Source organism: Massilimicrobiota sp. An80 (genome assembly GCF_002159255.1).
GTDB classification, from domain to species: domain Bacteria; phylum Bacillota_I; class Bacilli_A; order Erysipelotrichales; family Coprobacillaceae; genus Allocoprobacillus; species Allocoprobacillus merdigallinarum.
The window spans coordinates 1-20,737 of the sequence record NZ_NFHI01000032.1 but is presented as its reverse complement, the minus strand read 5'-3'; the positions used below and the strand labels follow the sequence as shown (position 1 = coordinate 20,737).

The 20,737-nt window shown below is 31.0% G+C and carries 30 protein-coding genes; 21 read left to right on the top strand and 9 right to left on the bottom strand.

Annotation, left to right across the window (positions count from 1 at the left end):
* From B5G32_RS09395 to B5G32_RS09365, 7 genes are all read right to left on the bottom strand, one after another.
* Complete coding sequence (locus B5G32_RS09395; RefSeq protein ID WP_349291044.1) at positions 1 to 183, bottom strand: helix-turn-helix domain-containing protein; 183 nt, start codon at positions 181 to 183, stop codon at positions 1 to 3.
* Positions 184 to 386: 203 nt separating this feature from the next.
* The gene (locus tag B5G32_RS09390) at positions 387 to 731 is read right to left on the bottom strand and encodes a TnpV protein (protein ID WP_087936488.1); all 345 of its coding nucleotides are present in this window, start codon (positions 729 to 731) and stop codon (positions 387 to 389) included.
* A gap of 10 nt (positions 732 to 741) precedes the next feature.
* On the bottom strand, positions 742 to 2,007 hold the full coding sequence (locus B5G32_RS09385) for a relaxase/mobilization nuclease domain-containing protein (RefSeq protein ID WP_239386228.1): 1,266 nt from the start codon (positions 2,005 to 2,007) through the stop codon (positions 742 to 744).
* A 1-nt stretch (position 2,008) separates the two neighbouring features.
* A complete protein-coding gene (locus tag B5G32_RS09380) occupies positions 2,009 to 2,320 on the bottom strand; it encodes a plasmid mobilization protein (protein WP_087936487.1) in 312 nt (103 codons plus the stop codon).
* 234 nt (positions 2,321 to 2,554) lie between these two features.
* Positions 2,555 to 4,261, bottom strand: coding sequence for a bifunctional DNA primase/polymerase (locus B5G32_RS09375; RefSeq protein ID WP_087936486.1), 1,707 nt, complete (start codon positions 4,259 to 4,261; stop codon positions 2,555 to 2,557).
* Positions 4,258 to 5,895: a recombinase family protein gene (locus tag B5G32_RS09370; protein ID WP_087936485.1), complete on the bottom strand. Its 1,638-nt coding sequence runs from the start codon at positions 5,893 to 5,895 to the stop codon at positions 4,258 to 4,260. The genes B5G32_RS09375 and B5G32_RS09370 overlap by 4 nt, the downstream gene beginning before the upstream one ends.
* Before the next feature lie 323 nt (positions 5,896 to 6,218).
* Positions 6,219 to 6,428 carry a hypothetical protein gene (locus B5G32_RS09365; RefSeq protein WP_087936484.1) on the bottom strand — a complete coding sequence of 70 codons (210 nt, stop codon included), beginning with the start codon at positions 6,426 to 6,428 and terminating at the stop codon, positions 6,219 to 6,221.
* A gap of 173 nt (positions 6,429 to 6,601) precedes the next feature.
* Here B5G32_RS09365 and B5G32_RS09360 point away from each other — a divergent pair, with 173 nt between their 5' ends.
* The 10 genes from B5G32_RS09360 to B5G32_RS09320 all read left to right on the top strand — a co-directional run bounded on the left by B5G32_RS09360 (position 6,602) and on the right by B5G32_RS09320 (position 11,912).
* Positions 6,602 to 7,270 carry a helix-turn-helix domain-containing protein gene (locus B5G32_RS09360; protein ID WP_087936483.1) on the top strand — a complete coding sequence of 223 codons (669 nt, stop codon included), beginning with the start codon at positions 6,602 to 6,604 and terminating at the stop codon, positions 7,268 to 7,270.
* A gap of 13 nt (positions 7,271 to 7,283) precedes the next feature.
* Positions 7,284 to 7,835 carry a Sir2 family NAD-dependent protein deacetylase gene (locus tag B5G32_RS09355; RefSeq protein WP_087936482.1) on the top strand — a complete coding sequence of 184 codons (552 nt, stop codon included), beginning with the start codon at positions 7,284 to 7,286 and terminating at the stop codon, positions 7,833 to 7,835.
* 34 nt (positions 7,836 to 7,869) lie between these two features.
* Positions 7,870 to 8,316, top strand: a complete 447-nt coding sequence (locus tag B5G32_RS09350) for a hypothetical protein (RefSeq protein ID WP_087936481.1) — start codon at positions 7,870 to 7,872, stop codon at positions 8,314 to 8,316.
* On the top strand, positions 8,316 to 9,113 hold the full coding sequence (locus B5G32_RS09345) for a hypothetical protein (protein ID WP_087936480.1): 798 nt from the start codon (positions 8,316 to 8,318) through the stop codon (positions 9,111 to 9,113). The genes B5G32_RS09350 and B5G32_RS09345 overlap by 1 nt, the downstream gene beginning before the upstream one ends.
* A gap of 75 nt (positions 9,114 to 9,188) precedes the next feature.
* The gene (locus B5G32_RS09340; RefSeq protein ID WP_087936479.1) at positions 9,189 to 10,046 is read left to right on the top strand and encodes an RES family NAD+ phosphorylase; all 858 of its coding nucleotides are present in this window, start codon (positions 9,189 to 9,191) and stop codon (positions 10,044 to 10,046) included.
* A gap of 26 nt (positions 10,047 to 10,072) precedes the next feature.
* On the top strand, positions 10,073 to 10,564 hold the full coding sequence (locus B5G32_RS09335) for a Sir2 family NAD-dependent protein deacetylase (RefSeq protein ID WP_087936478.1): 492 nt from the start codon (positions 10,073 to 10,075) through the stop codon (positions 10,562 to 10,564).
* Between the two features lie 24 nt (positions 10,565 to 10,588).
* Positions 10,589 to 10,837, top strand: coding sequence for a DUF3781 domain-containing protein (locus tag B5G32_RS09330; RefSeq protein ID WP_087936477.1), 249 nt, complete (start codon positions 10,589 to 10,591; stop codon positions 10,835 to 10,837).
* Between the two features lie 43 nt (positions 10,838 to 10,880).
* Positions 10,881 to 11,132: a DUF7000 family protein gene (locus B5G32_RS13980; RefSeq protein WP_087297591.1), complete on the top strand. Its 252-nt coding sequence runs from the start codon at positions 10,881 to 10,883 to the stop codon at positions 11,130 to 11,132.
* Entirely contained in the window at positions 11,113 to 11,367 is a 255-nt protein-coding gene (locus B5G32_RS13975; RefSeq protein WP_204209696.1) for a DUF7000 family protein, read from the top strand. Before B5G32_RS13980 ends, B5G32_RS13975 begins: the two co-directional genes overlap by 20 nt.
* 101 nt (positions 11,368 to 11,468) lie before the next feature.
* Positions 11,469 to 11,912: a GNAT family N-acetyltransferase gene (locus B5G32_RS09320; RefSeq protein WP_087936476.1), complete on the top strand. Its 444-nt coding sequence runs from the start codon at positions 11,469 to 11,471 to the stop codon at positions 11,910 to 11,912.
* 157 nt (positions 11,913 to 12,069) lie between these two features.
* Here B5G32_RS09320 and B5G32_RS09315 read toward each other — a convergent pair whose 3' ends face one another.
* A complete protein-coding gene (locus tag B5G32_RS09315) occupies positions 12,070 to 12,441 on the bottom strand; it encodes a hypothetical protein (RefSeq protein ID WP_087244171.1) in 372 nt (123 codons plus the stop codon).
* Between the two features lie 107 nt (positions 12,442 to 12,548).
* On the opposite strand from B5G32_RS09315, the gene B5G32_RS09310 reads away from it, so the two are divergent.
* The 6 genes from B5G32_RS09310 (at position 12,549) to B5G32_RS09285 (ending at position 16,299) form a co-directional block, all read left to right on the top strand.
* Positions 12,549 to 13,079, top strand: coding sequence for a DUF5662 family protein (locus B5G32_RS09310; protein WP_087244172.1), 531 nt, complete (start codon positions 12,549 to 12,551; stop codon positions 13,077 to 13,079).
* 38 nt (positions 13,080 to 13,117) lie between these two features.
* Positions 13,118 to 14,128, top strand: a complete 1,011-nt coding sequence (locus B5G32_RS09305; protein WP_087244173.1) for a D-alanyl-D-alanine carboxypeptidase family protein — start codon at positions 13,118 to 13,120, stop codon at positions 14,126 to 14,128.
* On the top strand, positions 14,121 to 14,690 hold the full coding sequence (locus B5G32_RS09300; RefSeq protein WP_087936475.1) for a hypothetical protein: 570 nt from the start codon (positions 14,121 to 14,123) through the stop codon (positions 14,688 to 14,690). Before B5G32_RS09305 ends, B5G32_RS09300 begins: the two co-directional genes overlap by 8 nt.
* Positions 14,683 to 15,192, top strand: a complete 510-nt coding sequence (locus tag B5G32_RS09295; protein ID WP_087936474.1) for a spore maturation protein B — start codon at positions 14,683 to 14,685, stop codon at positions 15,190 to 15,192. The genes B5G32_RS09300 and B5G32_RS09295 overlap by 8 nt, the downstream gene beginning before the upstream one ends.
* 42 nt (positions 15,193 to 15,234) lie before the next feature.
* A complete protein-coding gene (locus B5G32_RS09290; RefSeq protein ID WP_087244176.1) occupies positions 15,235 to 15,975 on the top strand; it encodes a pseudouridine synthase in 741 nt (246 codons plus the stop codon).
* Positions 15,976 to 16,083: 108 nt separating this feature from the next.
* On the top strand, positions 16,084 to 16,299 hold the full coding sequence (locus B5G32_RS09285) for a hypothetical protein (protein ID WP_087244177.1): 216 nt from the start codon (positions 16,084 to 16,086) through the stop codon (positions 16,297 to 16,299).
* Positions 16,300 to 16,312: 13 nt separating this feature from the next.
* On the opposite strand, the gene B5G32_RS09280 is transcribed toward B5G32_RS09285, so the two are convergent.
* Positions 16,313 to 16,495 (bottom strand): ferredoxin, encoded by a 183-nt coding sequence (locus B5G32_RS09280; RefSeq protein WP_087244178.1) that lies wholly within the window; start codon positions 16,493 to 16,495, stop codon positions 16,313 to 16,315.
* 107 nt (positions 16,496 to 16,602) lie between these two features.
* Between B5G32_RS09280 and B5G32_RS09275 the strand changes: the two genes are divergently transcribed.
* Genes B5G32_RS09275 through B5G32_RS09250 form a run of 5 tightly spaced genes read left to right on the top strand, consistent with a single transcriptional unit; the run spans position 16,603 to position 20,610 of the window.
* Positions 16,603 to 17,304: a hypothetical protein gene (locus B5G32_RS09275; RefSeq protein WP_129737908.1), complete on the top strand. Its 702-nt coding sequence runs from the start codon at positions 16,603 to 16,605 to the stop codon at positions 17,302 to 17,304.
* 37 nt (positions 17,305 to 17,341) lie between these two features.
* Positions 17,342 to 18,004 carry a (d)CMP kinase gene (gene cmk, locus B5G32_RS09265; RefSeq protein ID WP_087244179.1) on the top strand — a complete coding sequence of 221 codons (663 nt, stop codon included), beginning with the start codon at positions 17,342 to 17,344 and terminating at the stop codon, positions 18,002 to 18,004.
* Positions 18,005 to 18,017: 13 nt separating this feature from the next.
* Positions 18,018 to 19,325 carry a ribosome biogenesis GTPase Der gene (gene der / locus B5G32_RS09260; RefSeq protein ID WP_087244180.1) on the top strand — a complete coding sequence of 436 codons (1,308 nt, stop codon included), beginning with the start codon at positions 18,018 to 18,020 and terminating at the stop codon, positions 19,323 to 19,325.
* A 1-nt stretch (position 19,326) separates the two neighbouring features.
* The gene (locus B5G32_RS09255; RefSeq protein ID WP_087244181.1) at positions 19,327 to 20,331 is read left to right on the top strand and encodes an NAD(P)H-dependent glycerol-3-phosphate dehydrogenase; all 1,005 of its coding nucleotides are present in this window, start codon (positions 19,327 to 19,329) and stop codon (positions 20,329 to 20,331) included.
* 36 nt (positions 20,332 to 20,367) lie between these two features.
* Positions 20,368 to 20,610 carry a stage VI sporulation protein F gene (locus B5G32_RS09250; RefSeq protein ID WP_087244182.1) on the top strand — a complete coding sequence of 81 codons (243 nt, stop codon included), beginning with the start codon at positions 20,368 to 20,370 and terminating at the stop codon, positions 20,608 to 20,610.
* Positions 20,611 to 20,737: the final 127 nt, after the last annotated feature.

The window sequence follows — 20,737 nt, the reverse complement described above, 5'->3', positions numbered from 1 at the left end:
CTATTTCTCCTTATCCTCTGATATAAATTCAAGAATATCATCTATCTTACAATTTAAAGTACAACATATTTTTCCTAGTACCTCTAATGAAACATTCTGATTTCGAGAAAGTCTCGCCATCGTATTTTGACTAATACCTGCCATCTTAGCAAATTCCATTTTTCTAATCCCTCTATCAATCAATAATTTAAAAAATTTGTTGTAACATGCTTTATAGATTATCCTCCATACTATTTGTAATTATATATTTTATTTGTAATCATTTGTACAGTTTTATTGCATTTTTGCGAGTTTTTTTGTCATTTTCGATAATTTTTGTATAAATTCTATACTTCTTTTTTTCTTTTTTAGTGAAATAATTAAATAAAAAAGTAGGTTTCCCTACTTTAATTCATTTCGCTAATGATAATTTCTTCAACACTACTTCGAATATTATTCATCTCTTGAACCCACTTCATTTGATCTTGTTTCTTCAATTGCTCTGTAACATTTCTTGATACTTTATACTGTTCTACAAGCATTTCATAACGTTCATTCAAGCCTTTATCAATACGTATTAGCTCATCATTCAATTCATTTTTTGCTCTTAAAGCGAAGTAATGACCTGGATGTTTTTCTTTTAATATTTTTAAATACATCCTACCTAGTCGTGATAAACTTGGTAAGTCATTTTCTCCTTTCAACACTGGAAACTCATAATCTCCAACTCGATTATATTTTATTTCTTTCATATCTATTTTCCTACCTTTCATCTCTACTTTTAATCTTTTTACGTGCTTGTTTTTCTAATTCAGGATCAAAACTACGTGAGCGGATACGTTCACTAGCCTTAATCAATTCTCGATATTTTTTGATATCGGGTGTAAATTGTTTGGCTAAAAGTGACCATTTATCCTTATCTTCAGTACTCTTTGCTTTCATTCGACCCTTATAACATTTCTGTCTTTCTTTAATTAGTTCGTCTAATTTTTCTTGCATTTGTTGTTGAAAAGTATCAAGTTGATTGATATTTTCTATTTGATAATGACACAATAAATCCACTTCCTTAGTAAATAAATCAAGCTTATGAAGCGCTTGTTTTGCTTCTTTAGATAAGCGTTGTTTAGGACTAGGAAGAACACCTTCACTAATAAAATATGCAATATATAAGCCTGCAATTCCTGTCAACTTCTTACTCTTATATTGTTTATAATAGTCTTTTAATTTAACGTAACTCGATAAATGCGCAACTTCTTGGATCATGATATAGCGATCACTTAAACGTTCTCTAATATGATCAAAATGATAATTTTCACCTAATGACTTAACCGGAATAGGTTCTTGATAATAAGGATGGTAGATATAATCTTCTCCATCAATACGTTCATGACGATACCCTTTGATTGCCATATAATCTAATAAAGTTCTCAGTGTTGCACTATAATCCACAAGAACATCTATCTCATGTTGGATATCTTTGATATAAGATTTCACACGATGATAATTCACTTTTTGACTACGGTTTTTTGGATTTTTTATCACTGATAATCCATACTCTTTGCACAGTTCATCCGATTTATTTTTTAGTTCCCGATAATCTTTCTTGGTATTACAAAAGCGTTTGCCATCTATAAAGGAGGTGGAATTAAAGAACAAATGGTTATGCATATGATCACGATCTAGGTGCGTTGAAACTATGATTTCAAAACAATCACCATACAATTCTTGTGCTAATCTTACTCCGATTTCATGAGCTTTTTCAGCACTGACTTCTCCTTTTTTAAACGATTGATAACCATGGAAGGCCGTAATTTGGCTTTCGTCATGAAACAGTTTTTTCGTTTGGATCATCGATTTTTGTGGATCAAACATATTACAATTAATGCAGGTGACAAAACGTTTGTCACCTGTTTTATATCCATTAGTTACATAATCAATCACTTGTTCTGCTGTCTTTTCTTCATTTTCAATATACTCAATCGCATGATCTATCCGCCCTCGAATGGCCCATAATGATGTCGTTGCCATCCTATCCTCGAATCTCCTTATCAACTTTTTGGACTAACAAAGATAATTCATTCAGTATATTTTCTAATTGATGATCTGGCAATTTTGTCGACACATGCGCTAATTTTGTTAGTTGATTGAGGTTGGTTCCAATACGATTAAACTCATTAATAAGTCGATAATAATCAAGAGACGGTGGTTCTTTAACCGTCATGTTTTTGATACATAAACGGACAAACTCTTCACGACTCATCTTACTTTTTTCTACTTTTAAATTTAAATCTTCCATCTCTTCTTCATTCATTCTCACTTTAAAGTGACGGTCTCTTTTCATTGATATCACCTCATTCCTGTTGGCACAAAGCCAACTTTTTCATCTGTATTTTGGGGTCAAAATACGTTGCTTGCTAATACATATTCCTATGATTTTAGACCCTTATATTATGATTATTATTTCTATGACAATGGTGACGGTGTGACGGTTGGTTTCCCTTATAGAGTTAATCGTTTTAAAAGTCATCAAACCGTCACCTATCATCATTTTACTGACGATTAAATGACGCTAGAGCTAGAGGGGCGTTTCAACCGTCATACCGTCACCGTTCGTTTCATCATCACCAAGATAAGACAATTTCATTTGCCTAGCTCGGCTCGTTCTGTTACCCACTTCATAAACTATAAAATTACTTTCTAAAAGATCCTTATTATTTTTAAGTAAGCATTGAAGAGCTTTGCCGGTAAGGGGTAGATTAAGCTTAGCCGAAAGATCAAGATGACTACCTGTAAAGACTTTCGCACGAATGATATAGTTGATCACTCGGATTAGATTCTCATCGACGTTTTCTTCAACCTCTTCTTCGACAACGTGATAAAGCAAGTGTTCATCTTGAATAAGTAGTTGTCTTTCATCTGGTATGTCTTTGCCCGTGATATGCAATTCTTTGACTTTAGTAATGCCTCGTTTAAACATCACCATCATCGAATCGGCTGCAGCTGTCACACCACGTGAACCATAAATGCTATCAAAAGGATTATCACGATCGATTTCTTTTTTCACGTGCGTCACGAGAAGAATACAAAGATTGTATTTAATACCTAGTTCATGAATACGAGAAACTTCTTCATACTCCATATCGTATTCCACCTTTTTGTTCTTCTTGATTTTCGCAAAGGTATCAATAACAACTACGCCTAGATTCGCATCTTCTTGTTTTTTAGCTCCGATGACTTCTTCTAAATCAAAGTCAGGGTTATACGCTTTTTCAAAACGAAAATCCAAATTACGATTGAGTGTTACTCCAAAAGTTTTAATGCGTTTATTCAATTTACTTTTTGAATCTTCTAAAGCAATATAAAGTACCCGTTTTTTTTGAACACGTCTCCCCATAAACGATTCTCCTTTAGAAATAGTAATCGCTAGTTGTAAACAAAAGAAGGTCTTACCAATCTTTTGGGGTGCACCGAGCAAACATACCCCAGGAGTTAACATATCTTCGACAATATCTTCTTGCTCATCAAAATCACGATCGATTAAATCCATAACATTGATTTCTTCCACTTCATCATCTTTACCTTTGTCGTAACGATGAATGATACTTTCATAAATACGTTTAACTTCGTTTGACTCCAATGGTGGTTGACATCTCAAATGATTTTCTGACTCTAAACAGATCTTGATGATATCATTTGATATCCCATTAGAGTGTAGACGACATCCCAGTTTAAAAAGTTGATTGTTTCTTTCTCCCTCATAAATGATCGATGATACTGTACTTACTTCTTTGCTTGGTCCTTTTAAAAATTTATATACCGCATCATTCGCCTTCGCAATCGGATTGTTATTCATATTCGTATACGCTTGATGATCAACGACACTAGGGGGAGCAAGGATATATCCTCCATCACTACGAATATCAATTCCATCATAGAGATTTACTTTATTTGGAAATGAACCTTCGACTTCAAAATAATAGTGATAACCACCGCTTGGTGTTTTGACGACCATTGTATCAGGGAAATCATCAAGATAAGGTTTAAGCATTTCACTTCCATTCTTACCATTTTTATTATCCACATCGATTACAAGTAATCCATTTCCTGTCACTAGTCCGATATTGGCTTGAGGACAAGCTTTCCACCATCTTTCAACTTGTGACAAATCATTTGATGCTTCATTTTTCCAAGAACGTAATAATTGTTTACTTTTACTTTGTGGTGCTAAAGGAAAGACTTTGTAACTTCGTGCATAAATACGTGCTGCTTCTAATAAAGTCATTCTATATCACCTTTATCTAACGAACCAATAAAAGCATATTCGATTTCTATTTTTTGATTAATCTCTCCTTCATTCGTTACTTCTCGTTCATGAATAATGATCTTGGATATTAACATGTGGATGATTTCATAGTTCAGTGTATCAATATTTTTATATTTATTGACGATTTCGATCCAATTTTGGATATTATCAATAAATTCATCTTGTTTTTCTAATTGTTTTTTAATTTTTTCAATTTCATTTAAATAATAATCCTGATCTGTTTGAATTTTCTTGGATAATTGTTCAAAATTCCTGATACTTAATTTTTCATTATAATAGTCGTCGTATATTTTTGATAGTTTGCGATCCGCATCCTTTAATTTTTGATTATAATCATTTAATAAATTCTTATTGCGATTAATAGCTATATGATTATCTTTACTCATCTTTTCAATTAACGTGTCACTAAATTTTTTGGGATCGGCCAAAGTCTGATGAATAATTGATTTAATTGCGTTTAAAACGATATTTTTTAAATCATCTTCACGTATATAGTGCATGGTACAGGCACTTTTTCCTTTTTCTCTAAATTGGCTACAGCAGTAGATATTCGATTTATTTCCTGGTTGTCTATTCCAAGACATACATTTACCACAAGTTCCACATTTTAATATTTTAGAAAAAAGATTTATTTCGCCAGACTTTGACTCACGAGTTCGTCCTTCTTTTAATTTTTTGATACGTTGATATTGCTCTAAAGTAATCAATGGTTCATGGGTATTTTCAACAATCATTACTTCCTCTTCAGGATTTCTTACTCTTTGTCTTATTTTGTAAGATAAATTTGTGCTTCTAAAATGAACACTATGGCCTAGATACAATTCATTAACAAGTATTCCCTTAACTACACTACTGTACCAATTATACTTTTTCTTTTCGCCATCACTTTTTTCATAAATGTGTTTATACCCACCATATTTTTGGTAAATAAGATATGATGGACAAGGAATGAGTCGGCTACTCAACTCTCTAGCAATCTTGTTACCTCCATAACCTTTGTCAGCTAGATTATATATCAATCGAACAATCCAAGACGTTTCTTCATCAATAATAAGTTGTAGATGATTGTTTGGATCTTTTTTATATCCTAAAGGTGGCCATACTGTTTTATGGCCACCATTTTTAGCAATAGTACGATTCGCTGCTTTAATCTTTTTACTAGTATCTTTAGCATAAAATTCATTCATAATATTTTTAAATGGTGCAATATCCATATCTTGCAAAGAAGCACTATCAATACCATCTGATAAAGCAATATATCGTACATTGTGCTTTGGAAAATAATATTCAGTATAATTGCCCACTTCTATATAGTTTCTTCCTAATCGTGATTGGTCTTTGACTAATACACAATCGATTTTTTTATCTTCAATATCCTGTAACATACGTTGAAAATTCGGCCTATTAAAGTTCGTTCCAGAATATCCATCATCTATATAAATATCTACAAGCAACCAATTTTGTTCTTTGACATAATCTGTTAACATATTTTTTTGATTTGTAATGCTGGTACTTTCTCCAATTTTATCGTCGTCCTTACTTAAACGGCAATAAATTCCCACTTTATGCTGATTTCTTGAAGATACTACCATTATTTAACTCCTTTTTAATATCGTTATAGATAAAATTAGAAATCAAGTCATATGCATTACTACCTTCTGTTATAAAATGTGTTTCTACAATATAATTTATTGCTCCCTTATATTTCATAATATCCGTTCCTTTCTTGATTAAGAATCGGATTGTAAATACGAATTTTTATATTATTTATTGTGAAATTATTTGTGTTTTTCATATAATTCAATCCTTTCTAATATTTGCTTGAAAGAATGATATTTGTTATAATAGCCAAGAAAGGCAATAACAAAATAATCCTTTCGGTGTTAATACTCATTAGGTAACTTTGGCGAGTGGTCTAATGAGTATTTTTATTTATTGGTGTAGTTACATCGAAATATTGATAACAACATTCAAGAGGAAGAACACCACTCTTAGGTAATCGAGAGACATCGATATCAAATAATTCAATAATTCTTTTAGCATGAACTTTTTGAATTTGTTGATAACTGCATCCAATGGCATCTGCTAGCTCTTGATAAGAAATAAATCGTTTAAACTGCTCCATACATTCACCTCCTTTATATGATATTTGCAATAATTATAAAAGCAAATATCATTGTAACCATATAATATCATATTTTATGATAATTGCAATACATAAATATGTAAATATCATATATATGATAGATTGTTTATTTTTATTTGCAAATATAGTATAATTACGAATAGGTGATGATTATGTCTATAACAAACTATATTATTGAATTAAAAGAAAAAACGGGCTTATCTTATATGGAGCTCGCTAAACAAACAGGATTGTCGTATCAAAACATTATTGATATCAAAAATGATCGTATTCAAACAGTATCTAAATCCGTATTAGAAAAATTGTCAAAATATGAACAAAGAGATAAACAGCATATTTTGTACGATATTTTATATAAGGACAATGAAAACTCGTTATTACATACGCATTCAAAAAGTACACTTATTTATTTGTGTGATTTATATTTAAATAATTATGCTATTCAATTAAGTCCACACTATCCTAGTATAATATTTAATAACTCAATGCATTTTGAAGCAATGGCGTATAAAAAAAGAATCACTAATAGTTATCTATTAATTGATTCTTGGGAAAAATTAAAAAGCGACCATTGGTCACTTTTTCGAAAAGATCAAGACTATAATAAAGATAATTTTGTCGATTATTATGTGTCTGAAAATGCATATTTATATGATATTTTACTTTATGGTATTGGAAAAACAATTGCAGTTAAAGATAATGCATTAAGAGAATATGTTATTGTGTTTGATCAAAGAAATAAGGCAGATATAGATATTGTTAAAGGATTTGAAATAAATAAAGTAAATATTAAAATTTCTTATATATACATAGAACAATAAAGGAGTTGATTTTATGAAAATACTAGCATTTACTGGGGCGGGGATCAGTCGTCAGAGCCAAATCCCAACTTTTATGGAGCGCCCAGACATTAGAGAAAAACTATTTCGAAGTTATGCGAACACGCATCATGAAGAGTACAATGAGGTTATAAAACAACTCAAGGCTAATATGAATGGAGCCAAACCAAATGATGCGCATTATGCTTTAGCAGAATATCAAATTCCTGTTATTACGATGAATATTGATGGTTTACATAAACTCGCTGGAAGCGATGCTTTAGAACTTCATGGTGGATTGCCTGAGGATGATGAAATGGGCAAAGCTTGGTCTTTATACAATAAACCTGTTTTATATGGTGACCCTGCACCGAATTATCAAAAAGCTTATGAAATGGTTTATGATTTAACACCAGATGATGTATTTATAGTGATTGGTTGCTCATATCATACAGCTATTGCTTGTGATTTAAGAGAAGTTGCTAAATCTAGAGGAGCAAGAATTATTGAAATACAGGAAGACGCTGCTCATAATGTTAGAAAAATTTTAAAAGAGTTGAATAAGTGAATTTTATAGAAAATTGTGAAAAGGATGTGTTTGTATGTCTAAAACCATTGGTAAAGCAACACTAGAAGCTGATGAGGATGGTCTTGTTACATTACAGTGTGTAAGGTGTAAGTCAAGGTTTAAAGTTGAATGTGAATATTTAAATGAAGAGTTAGAAGGGAAAGACATTTGTTGTCCTGTATGTGGTATATCTGAGCAATTAAATACATTTTGGCCGGAAGAAGTTGTAGAAGAAGCGAAAAAAATTGCTTTGATGGAAGCTGAACAAATGATATCGGATGCTTTCAAGGGTTTTAACTCAAAATATATAAAAGTAAAAACTAATCCAGTAAAAAGAGTTGATCGAAGTATTATTTTAAAAAATAAAGATTATGATATGCATCAAATTATAATAAATTGTTGCAATAAAAAGATGGCATTAATGCCTTCGGATATAGTAGCGGGCTTTTATTGTCCATATTGTGGGAGGATTGTTAAGTAATGAAATATACTAGTCAAGAAATACAAGATATTTCTTCAAATTTTAGAAATGTAGCACGCAGATTAAGTCGAACTGATTATTCTCAATGTGACGCTAATTTAAAAAGGTTTATTAAATTGGTGGATAATGAACCAATAATCAAAGAGTTTATAGAAAATCATAACAAGCATTCATTTGACATTGAAGAAATTATTTCATCAAGAGAATTAACAGCACCATTTAATGTGAGTCCAGAGATTGATGAGGAAATATCTTTTGAATATCAATTACTAAAGTATGCAATAGAAAAATATGATGGGGATTTTACTAGGCTATATGGTACTCATTGGTATACAAGTTTTAAGTCAACAGTGAACGATGAAATGTCAAAATTTATTAATCATATTATTGATCCTTTAATTGATTTTATTGGAGATTACTTAAGAAATTGTTATGACAAAGCTATTTGTGATGAAAAAAAGAATGAACCAATTAATTCAGGTGGTATAACAGCAAATTATTCAACAGTTGTTGTTGCTCAAACTGTTGGAGGAGCAGTTTCTAATAATGTAGAAATAAATGAAGGGACAGTAAAACAAGCTTTAGAAATTGTTGCTACAATTAAAAGCACTTTGTTAGAAGAAAATTCTAAAATTGATTCTGATGTTTTAGATGTATTGAATCAAATAGAAAAAGATATCAAAGAAAACAATAAGCCAAAAAAAGGTTTTCTAGTTGCTTTAAAAGGTTTTTGTAGTGGGAGTGCTGCAGTGATTACATTAATTAATTCATTAATTAAATTATTTTCAATAGTATAAAATATAATTAAGATAAATTGTATCTATAGTTTATGTACAAATATATTTATGTGAAATTTGGAAGGGAAAGGAAATATGAATGATGTTATAGATTTTTTAGGAAGAGAAAATGCAGAAGCTGAGATGAGAAAACAATGGCAATGTTTTACAGATTATTTACTTGAACATAAAGATGAATGTATGAATGTATCAAAAATGTTGAATGCAGTTTTTTTAAAACAATATGATGATATGTTCAAAAACAATGAGAAATATATGTTTGTTTCTTTAGAAGACATATCAAATTCTTGTTTTTATAGAGCATCAAAATTGAGTGATAATGAAAAAGATTCGTTAATCCAAGCTGAAAGAATGTTGCCAAATAAAGAATATATATCTGAATCTAATCGATTTAGTCCAGAAGGGGTTGAATGGTTATATTTAGCAATGTCAAAAGATGAAGATCACACGATTGCTAGAAATTGTTGTTTATATGAATGTAAAGCTGAAAAAAATAATATATATGCGATGTGTGAGTTTGAAATTGCTGATACAATAAAAGATAAGTTGGTAGTTGATTTAACGATTGCAAACGATTTAACTTATAATGATATCGAAAATGAAATCAAAAATATTGGAAATAAAATTAAAGCTCATTATGATAATAGAAAGTTAAAAAATAATTTAAAAAAACATATATCAAAACAGTTGTTACTTTTATTTACAAAAATGATAAATGAAGAAATATTTAAACCAGTTGAAAAAGCGGATAAGAAAACAAAATATCTACCATTTCAATGTCTTGCTCAATATTTTCAATCTCTTGGCTATGATGGTATTATATATAAAAGTACAGTTTATGATATGGGAAAAAACATTGTCTTATTTGATAAACAATATGCTACACCTTGTTTACCTGTTGAAAAAATGAAAGTTGAGAAAGATTATATTTAATTCATCCTTAACACATATCCACATTTATGGAAAGACCTGATATTAGAGAAAAATTATTTAGAGATTATGCAAATACGCATCATGAAGAATATAACGAAGTCATTAGACAACTGAAAGCCAATATGAATGGAGCGAAACCTAATGATGCCCATTATGCCTTAGCTCAGTATCATATTCCAGTCATTACCATGAATATTGATGGTTTACATAAACTTGCTGGCAGTGATGCTTTAGAAATGCATGGTGGTTTACCTGACGATGATGAAATGTCTATTGCCTGGTCATTATATAATAAACCTGTATTATATGGAGATCCTGCACCAAATTACCAAAAAGCTTATGAAATGGTATATGATTTAACACCAGATGATATCTTTTTGGTGATTGGGTGTTCTTATCATACAGCGATTGCGGTTGATTTAAGAGAAGTTGCGAAAAGTCGAGGGGCAAGAATTATTGAAATCCAGGAAGATGCTGCTCATAATGTCAGAAAAGTATTAGAAAAACTTATGAAATAAGTAGGTATTGATGGAGAAAAAGTGATGGAAGATAAAAAAGTATTGCTTGATCATATTGATAAGATTCATACGACAGAATTAGGAATAGAAAGAATAAAAAGAAACTTAAAACTTGATACACAAGATGTTGTGGCGTACTGTCGTAATAAGATTTTAGACAAAAATTCTCATATTTATAAACATGGTAAAAATTGGTATTGTGAGGTTGATCAAATCAAGATCACTATCAATTCATTGAGTTATACAATTATAACAGCACATAGAATGACATAAATAGTTATCAAATAAAAAATATGAAAGAATGGAGAATCTTTTAATGAAAAAGGATATTCAAAAATGTTTGGAAATATATAAAGAACAGTTAAATCAAGGATATATACAAACTGCTTATTTGACTTTGATTCAATATGTTGGACAATTAAAATCAAAATTTCCTAAAGATTATAATACAGGAAATATCTCATTTGGATATTTAGATTATACTTATTTTGCTTTTTTTAATCAGTATTTAAGAGATCAAAAACTAAGGTTTGGAATTGTATTAAATCATGAAAAACTTCAATTTTGAATTATGGTTAATGGGACAAAATGCAGATATTCAAAGAAAATACTGGAAAATATTACAGAAAACAAAATGGAATCATAATCAAAAAATAATGCCTGAATATTCCATTGTAGAAATTGTTTTAGAAACAAACATAGATTTTGAAAATCAGGAAAGCATGACGCATCATATTGTTGAGCGTTCAGTTTCTTTAGCATCACAAATACAAGAATATTTAATACAAAGCCATAATGAATAATATATAGTCAAATCATTGTTTTATTCATGAATGGTATGGATTCAAAAATATTTTCATATAAGTTTAGAAGAATGAGCATCAAAATACAGAGGTGTGTTGATATGGAAATTAAAGAAATTAAGAAAAATAAAAAACAATTTCTTTCATTGTTGCTTTTGGCTGATGAACAGGAAGATATGATAGATCAGTATCTTGAACGTGGAACAATGTATGTATTAGATGATGATGGTATTCAATGTGAATGTGTTGTGACTGATGAAGGTCATGGAATTCTTGAAATCAAAAATATAGCAACTCAGCCAGAAGCACAGGGAAAAGGATATGGGCGTATTTTGATAGAATTTATTGTTGAAAAATATAAAGAAAAATATTCTGTTTTACAGGTTGGTACAGGAGATAGTCCTTTGACAATTCCTTTTTATGAAAAATGTGGTTTTATCCGTTCACATAGTATTCAAAATTTTTTTATAGACCATTATGACCATCCTATATATGAGCAGGGTATTCAATTGATAGATATGATCTATTTACAAAGAAAGCTATAAATAGATAAGATATAAAAGGGTATGTAGAATATGTCGAAATGACATTAGGTAAATTAATAAAGATTTGTGATAAATGATAAAAGTTGATCATAAGTTCAATTATAAAAATAGAATAATGATGGTTTATAGTAAACTGTATAATAAAAAAATCAAGTCATTATAACTTGATTTTTTCGTATTGCAATAATTGTTCACGTGCTTTTGTGTAATGCTTTAATTGTATAACAATTTGTTTACGTGTTTGTGTCGTAATATATTCAGCACTCACTATCGCAAATATTAATGCTACAACCATAAAGATAGGGGTAGAATATAAGAAAAATGCACTATGTGTTAATAAATATAAAACAATCAAACATGCAACAATAGATAATGTTTTGATTAAAATACGAATGCTTAAAAAGCGAGCATACATATCATTTCTAATATTCTGATATGTATCTTGTAATAATGTAATAATTTCAGAGCATTTTTCAAGTGTTAATTCATAATCATTAATATTTGTACGAACATCAACTTTAATTGACATCTCTCAAACCTCCTCTTACACATCGACTACATTATAACACCGTTTGAAAAAAAATAAAGAGATTTACTTCAAATATAAAACATTGTATACTAAATATGGGTGATTCGATGAAAGCTTTAGGCCATTTCAAAACAATAACAAAACATAAATGGAAAGTCATGAAACTATGCTTTCGTATTGGTTTATATAAACAGGGTCTACTACATGATATGTCAAAATATTCATGGTGTGAATTTTCTACAGGAATCAAGTATTACCAAGGGGATAAATCGCCAAATTCTGTAGAACGTCGTGACAAAGGTTATTCTTTAGCCTGGTTACATCACAAGGGAAGAAATAAACATCATTGGGAATTTTGGGTCGATTTTACACGCAATGGTCTGCAGCCTGCCAAAATGCCGACACGCTATGTTTTAGAAATGTTTTGTGATCGTATAGCAGCCAGTCAGACTTATCAAGGTGATAAATATCAAGATACATTTCCACTCGCTTATTATGAAAGGGGAAAATATTCTTATATTATGCACCCTGATACACGTGCTTTTTTAGAACATCTTTTACATTATCTTCATGATCATGGCTTAGATCAAACCATTGTATATATTCGTACACATCCAGAATGGAAGAAAAAATCATAACATGTATTCTTTTTCATATAGTATTTATAGGTGATACTATGAAAAAAATCATGTTTTTTTTGTGCTTTTTATTATGTATAGTCAATGTACATGCCGTTGATTTTCAAGGTCAATCATATATTGTGATGGAAAGTACTCAACACAATGTATTAGAAGGAAAAAATATTCATGAAGTCCAGAGTGTTGCTTCCATATCTAAGATTATGACAGCGATTGTTGCGATTGAAAATGGACAACTGGATGATGAATATGAGATTGGTGAAGAAGTTAATGAAGCATGGGGAAGTGGCATCTATATACATATAGGTGACCGCATTAATTTAAGAGATTTATTGCATGGTTTATTATTGAGAAGTGGAAATGATGCAGCTAATGTGATTGCAAAAAATGTTGGTGGAAGTATTGAACACTTTGTTGAAATGATGAATCAAAAAGCTCAGGAACTTCATATGACAGATACACATTTTTCTAATCCCACTGGTTTGGATGAAGAAGATGATGGAAATCAGTCCAGTGTTTATGATATGGCTTTGCTTATGTCTTATTGTAGTCAAAATCCTATTTTCAATGATATTGTCATGAAAGAAACTTATAAACGTGAAGATGGTGGGGGAACATGGCATAACAAAAACAGATTGCTGGAAGAATATGAGTATTGTGTTGGAGGAAAAACAGGATATACCAAAAAAGCAAAACGTACTTTAGTCACACGTGCAATTAAAGATGATGTTTCTTTAGTTATTGTGACATTTAATTGTGGAAATGATTTTGAATTTCATCAAAAAAAGTATGAAGAATGTTTTCAAAAATATCAAAATGTACTGGTTTTATCTAAAGGAATCTATCAGTATCACGGTCATTCATTTCTCATTGATCAGGATCTTTATTATTGTGGACAGGAAAGTCAAAATGTATCGCTGCAATCACAGGGTGATATATTAAAAGTTTATGTAAATGAAAATCCCATTTATGAAGTCAATCAGCAAAATGCTTTACAAATGATTTTTCAATATGCATGGATGTTGTTTGGAGAATGCATGAATGGCTAGAATCTGGAAATGGAGCGTTGTTGCCTTTTTGTTGATTGGTTTATGTCGTCATCAGGAAGAAGCCATGATGACAGCTTTAATGGATACACCATTTATGGTATGGGATTTACTTTTAAATGTCTTATTAGCCGCTTGTTTGTGGGGTGGTTTTTTAAACATTATTCAAAAAACAGGATTCATGAATTATTTTTCAATTATTTTTAAACCATTGTTTCGTGTCATTTATGGACCAGTCATGAAACATGATGATGTTTATACTTATCTCTCTTCTAATGTGATTGCAAATCTTTTAGGTTTAGGAACACTTGCGACTTTGAGTGGTATTAAAGCTTTTCAAAAACTTCAGGAATACAATCCTCATCCACAACGTCCAAGTCGTGAAATGCTGAGTTTAGTGATTATCAATACAGCAGGATTATGTTTATTTCCATCAACATTATTTATGATCAGAAAACAAATGGGCTCACAGGATATTTATGCATTTTATCCATATATGTTAGTTATTGGTATTACAATTATTATCATTGGATTGATTATACAAAGGGTGATTGATCATGAATAAGATTGTTTTTATTTTATTACTCTGTGTCTTTATTGATGGTTTAATCAAACATTATCCTTTATTTGATTTGTTTATTGAAGGTGTCAAAGGCGCTTTGACATTATTTCAGACACTTTTTACAACATTAATGGCATTTATGGTTTTTGTACAATTACTTCAAAGTAGTGGAACTATTGAACTTTTGAGTCATCTTTTTCAGCCAGTGTTACAATTTTTACAGATTCCTATTGATATACTTGTACTCGGTTTGTTAAGACCTGTCAGTGCCAATGCTTCATTATCGTATCTCTATTCGTTTTATGAAATGTTTGGTGTTGATCATCCTTTAAGTTTACTGGCAACACTTATTCAAAGTGGCAGTGATACAACATTTTATGTTGTGACACTTTATTTTTCTTCTATTCATATGAAGAAAACCCGTTATGCTTTACCTGTAGGTTTAACGATTGATTTTTTGTCTGTCATATTTGCGATTATGATTTATTTAAAAATGTTTGTATAATTTGATAAACTATGTATAATGATAGGGAAAGGACGTGATACTGTGGAAAGACTACAAAAAGCAATTGCAGCGAGTGGGTATACTTCAAGAAGAAAAGCTGAAGATCTTATTCGTCAAGGGAGAGTCGAAGTCAATGGTGAAGTCGTAAGTGAGTTGGGCTTTAAAGTCAAAAAAGGAGATTTGATCATGATTGACGGAAAGGCTCTTCAAAGTGAAAATAAAGTTTATTATGTATTTTATAAACCTAAGGGATGTATTTGTTCATTAAGTGATGAACTGGGAAGAAAAACGGTTATTGATTATTTGCCTGATGTGAAGGAACGTATTTATCCAGTGGGAAGATTGGATTATGATACATCTGGTTTATTGTTGATGACGAATGATGGAGAGTTTGCAAATTTAATGATGCATCCTTCATCACATTTAGAAAAGGTTTATGAAGTAAGTGTTAAAGGTTTGGTTAATGGTTTGACTGTTCGTCAATTAGAAAAAGGTATTTATCTTGAAGGAGTTAAGACTTTACCTTGCCGCATTAAGATTGTTGGTAAAGATGAAGAACATGGAACAACCATGTTAATGATTAAATTGATTGAAGGAAAGAATCGACAGGTTAAGAAAATGTTTGAAGCTGTTGATCATCCAGTTAAAAGATTACATCGTTTACGTGTGGGAACAGTTGATTTAAAAGGATTAAGACCAGGACAATATCGTATGTTAAAACCTCAAGAAGTGAAAGAATTAAAGACGATGGCATTATCTAAGAAAAATGCCAGAAATCGTTAAATAAAGGGATATCTTGCAAGAGATATCTTTTTTTGTCGTTATTTGTATGATGAAGTTTATTGAAGACTGATTTGAAGTGATTATAATAGAAAGCAAGGAGGATGAAATATGCGTAGTGTTGTTTTAGAACCGGGAAAAACAAATGTTTGTGGTATCTGTGGGGCTAAAGAGCCTTTTATTGAATATAAAGAATTAGAAGGTATTCATTTTATATGGTGCAATAAATGTCATACAATTAGCTTTTTTAAACCACCACAAAATGAAATGAAAAAACATTTAATTGAAAACGAAATGAATTCTTATCCATTAAAAAAAGAGCCTTAAGCTCTTTTTTATCTTATTCATTAACAATTGCATCAACTGGGCAAGATGCTGCAGCTTCTTTTGCAGCTTCTTCTAATTCAGCAGGAACTTCACCTAGAATGTTTTCTGCTAAACCGTCAGCGTTTAAATCAAAAACTTCTGGACATACTGCTGTGCAAGAACCACAACCAATACAATTTTCATTAACTTTATACATTTTTATTACCTCCTATTCATACGCCTATTATATACTAAATAGAATTATTTTGAAAGTTTATTTTATAATTTTTTATAGTTATGTTATAATGAGGGCGGTGATGCGAAATGGAGAAACAAACAAGAATTAATAAATATAAAGAATTAAGAGATGAAATGAAAGAAGAGGTAGCAATTGATCGTCAGATGACATATGAACAGGATGATGAAGAAGATGATTTTTTAGCTTTTTTACCTCAAAATCAAAAGAAAGATATTCAGGATACATTGATGGAACCTTTATCATATGAAACATTAAAGCCTGATAATGAGGAAATTAAATCTGCTTTAAATGAAGCAAAAGTGAATGTTGGTAAAGAACAATATAATACACGTTTAGATATTTTAAATAAAATTAAACAATCTGAGGAACATCAGCCTCAACATGCACAAACGTCTCAAACACAGGAAATAAAGGCTGAACCACAAAAGAAAATGTCTTTATTAGAAAAATTAGCTGCAATGTCGCCAGAAGAAGATGCTGAGGAGTTAAAGAAATATGAAGAAGGTTTGACTGTTGCGGATTTTATGAAGGAAGATAAGAAAAAAACAAAACGTGAAAAAGTTGAAAAAACAAAACCAGAAAAAGTAGAAAAAACTAAACATAAAGAAGAAGTGAAAGTTAAAAAACAAAGAGAACAAATTGTAGAAGAAGATACAGAAGAAGAAAAAGATAGTAAATTAGTGACAATTTTAAATTATGTGATTATTGTTTTTATTGTGATCTTTATTGTTTTAGCATTCTTTATTGCTAAACAGTTGTTTTTTTAAAGAATTCAGTTGGTTTTGAAAAGTGAGGTTATAGAATATGACGAAAAGAATTTCAATTGCTATTGATGGTCCAGCTGCTGCTGGAAAGTCAACAATTGCCAAAATGGTAGCTAAGAATTTAAATTATACATATATTGATACTGGAGCTATGTATCGTTGTGTCGCTTATTATGCCTGGTTAAATCATATTGATTTCCATGATGAACAGGGTGTATCAGCACTTTTAAAGGATATAGATATTCAAATGTTTCCAGATGGAACGATTCAATTGAATCATGAAGATGTCACATCATCTATTCGTGAAAATGAAGTGTCAATGGGAGCAAGTATTGTTTCTCAATATGAAGCAGTCAGAACTTTTCTCGTTGATAAGCAGCGACAAATGGCTCAAGGTGGCGGTGTGATTTTAGATGGTAGAGATATTGGAACGGTTGTTTTAAAAGATGCTGAGTTAAAGATTTATCAGGTTGCCAGCATTGAATGTCGAGCATTACGTCGTCATAAAGAGAACTTGCAAAGAGGTCTTGAATCCAATTTAGAAGACATTCAAAAAGAGATTGCTTTAAGAGATGAACAAGATATGAACCGTCTTATTTCTCCTTTAAAAAAAGCTGATGATGCCATTGAAATTGATACATCAGATATGACATTGGAAGAAGTTGTTGCAAAAGTGATGCAACTTGTAGAACAGAGAGTATAGGGAGTGAATAATCATGAGAAAAGGAATTGTAGCAATTGTAGGACGAGCGAATGTTGGGAAATCAACAATTTTTAATCGTATTGTTGGTCAACGCATTTCCATTGTTGAAGATACTCCAGGTGTTACACGTGATCGTATCTATGCAGATGCATCATGGCTGACACGTGATTTTAAAATCATTGATACAGGTGGAATTGAATTAGAAAATGCTTCTTTTACTGAACAAATCAAAATGCAGGCTGAAATTGCTATAGAAGAAGCAGATATTATTTTATTTGTTGTCAATGGTCGTGAAGGTGTTACAAAAGAAGATCTTTTCGTTGCTCGTTTACTACAAAAATCAAGAAAACCAATTGTATTAGCTGTTAATAAGATAGATGATCAGAAATTTAAAGATAATATTTATGATTTTTATAGTTTAGGTATTGGTGATCCTATTGCAGTATCAGGAAGTCATGGTATTGGTATTGGAGATGTTTTAGATGAAATTATTCATCAATTGCCTGCTGTGGATGAAAAAAAAGAAGATGATGTTATTCGTTTTTCAGTGATTGGAAGACCAAATGTTGGAAAATCTTCTTTAACGAATGCCATTTTAGGTGAAGAACGTGTCATTGTATCAGATATTGAAGGAACAACACGTGATGCTATTGATACACCTTTTGAAAAAGATGGACAGAAGTATTGTGTTGTTGATACAGCAGGAATGCGTAAAAAAGGAAAAATTTATGAAAATGTTGAAAAGTATTCTGTTTTACGTGCTTTATCAGCTGTAGAAAAAAGTGATGTTGTCTTAATGGTTATTGATGGGAATCAAGGAATTATCGAACAAGATAAACATGTAGCTGGATATGCCCATGAAGCTGGAAAAGCTGTTATTTTAGTAGTCAATAAATGGGATCTGATTGAAAAAGATTCTAAGACAATGAAAAAAATGGAAAGTCAGATTCGTGAACAATTCAAATATTTGGATTATGCTCCTATTATTTTTGTATCGGCTAAAGATAAAAAACGTGTTCATTTGTTGTTGCCGATGATTCAGGAGGTTTATGCCAATAGTCAAAAACGTGTTGCGACAAGTGTCTTAAATGATGTCTTGATTGATGCGCAAACAATGAATCCAACCACAACATTTAATGGGGGACGTTTAAAAATCTATTATGCCAATCAGGTCAGTGTCTGTCCGCCAACATTTGTTTTATTTACAAATGATCCACAATATTTACATTTTAGCTATAAGCGATATTTAGAAAATCGTTTACGTGATGCATTTGGTTTTGAAGGAACACCAATCCACATTCTTTGTAGAAAGAGGGACTAAGATGAAAATAGCAATTTTAGGAACAGGAAGCTGGGCTACAGCACTAGCAAGGGTCTTTAATGATAATGGTCATACAGTTATGTTATATGGTATTGATCAAAGCGAAATTGATGATATTAATATAAGACATTGTAATTATAAGTATTTTAAAGATGTGAGATTAGAAGAAAGTATTGTTGCCAGTGCATCTTTAAATGATGCTATAAAAGATGCACAATATCTTTTAATTACGATTCCAACACAATATGTCAGAGGGGTACTGGAACAGGTCAAACCTTTATTGACACAACCTGTCACTATTATTAATGCGGCAAAAGGATTTGATATGAATACCAATATGCGTATGTCTGATACAATCAGAAGTGTTTTAGACAGTACCAAGATTCATCCTGTTGTTTCCTTGATTGGTCCATCCCATGCTGAAGAAGTTGTTGAGCGTATGCTGACTGTTGTTTGTGCTGTATCACTTGATGAAGATTGTGCCAAAGATGTTCAAAAATTATGTTCTAATCATTATTTTAGAGTCTATACTTCAACAGATGAAATTGGTGCAGAATATGGGGCTGCCTATAAAAATGTCATTGCTGTTGCTTCTGGAATTATTGCGGGGCTGGGCTATGGTGATAATACACGTGCAGCTTTAATTACACGTGGACTTTATGAAATGAGTCTATATGGAACAGTCAAAGGTGCTAATCGTGAAACGTTTTTTGGCTTGACCGGTATTGGGGATCTCGTGGTGACATGTTCTTCTATTCATTCACGTAACTTTCAGGCGGGACTGGAAATTGGTCAAAGCAATCGTGCATTGGATTTTATGGCACATAATACCAAAACCTGTGAAGGGATTCGTACGTGTAAAGTCATTCATGATGATGTAGCAACACATGATTATGGTATAGAAGTGCCGATTGTGGATGCGGTTTATCGTGTTCTATATGAAAATGCTACACCGCAGGAAACGATTCACTCCTTAATGTTAAGAGATTTAAAAGCTGAACAATAATGTTCAGTGATGCATATATTAATATGGGTGATCGAATTGGATAAACAAGATAAGTTATTGGATAAGGTTTCACAAAAAACACATGTATCTAAAGAAGATATACTTTCATTAGCGAATGATTTACAAACAAAAGATTTAAAAGATGAACAAAATATCAGAGATTTTGTACAAAAGATTTCTCAATTAACACATAAACAAGTGAAACCAGAACAAATGGATAAAATCATTCAAATCATTCAAAATAATCAAGTCCCTTCTGATATTCAAAAATTTGTGTAAATCATTTTCTGTCAAGCAATTTTGAAAATGTCCTAAAAAAAGTTAAACATTAGCACCGTTTGTACGATGCTTTTGTCTTGCTAGAAAGCCAAGAAAGTCATCATTTCTCCAAGGATGTTCCATTGGC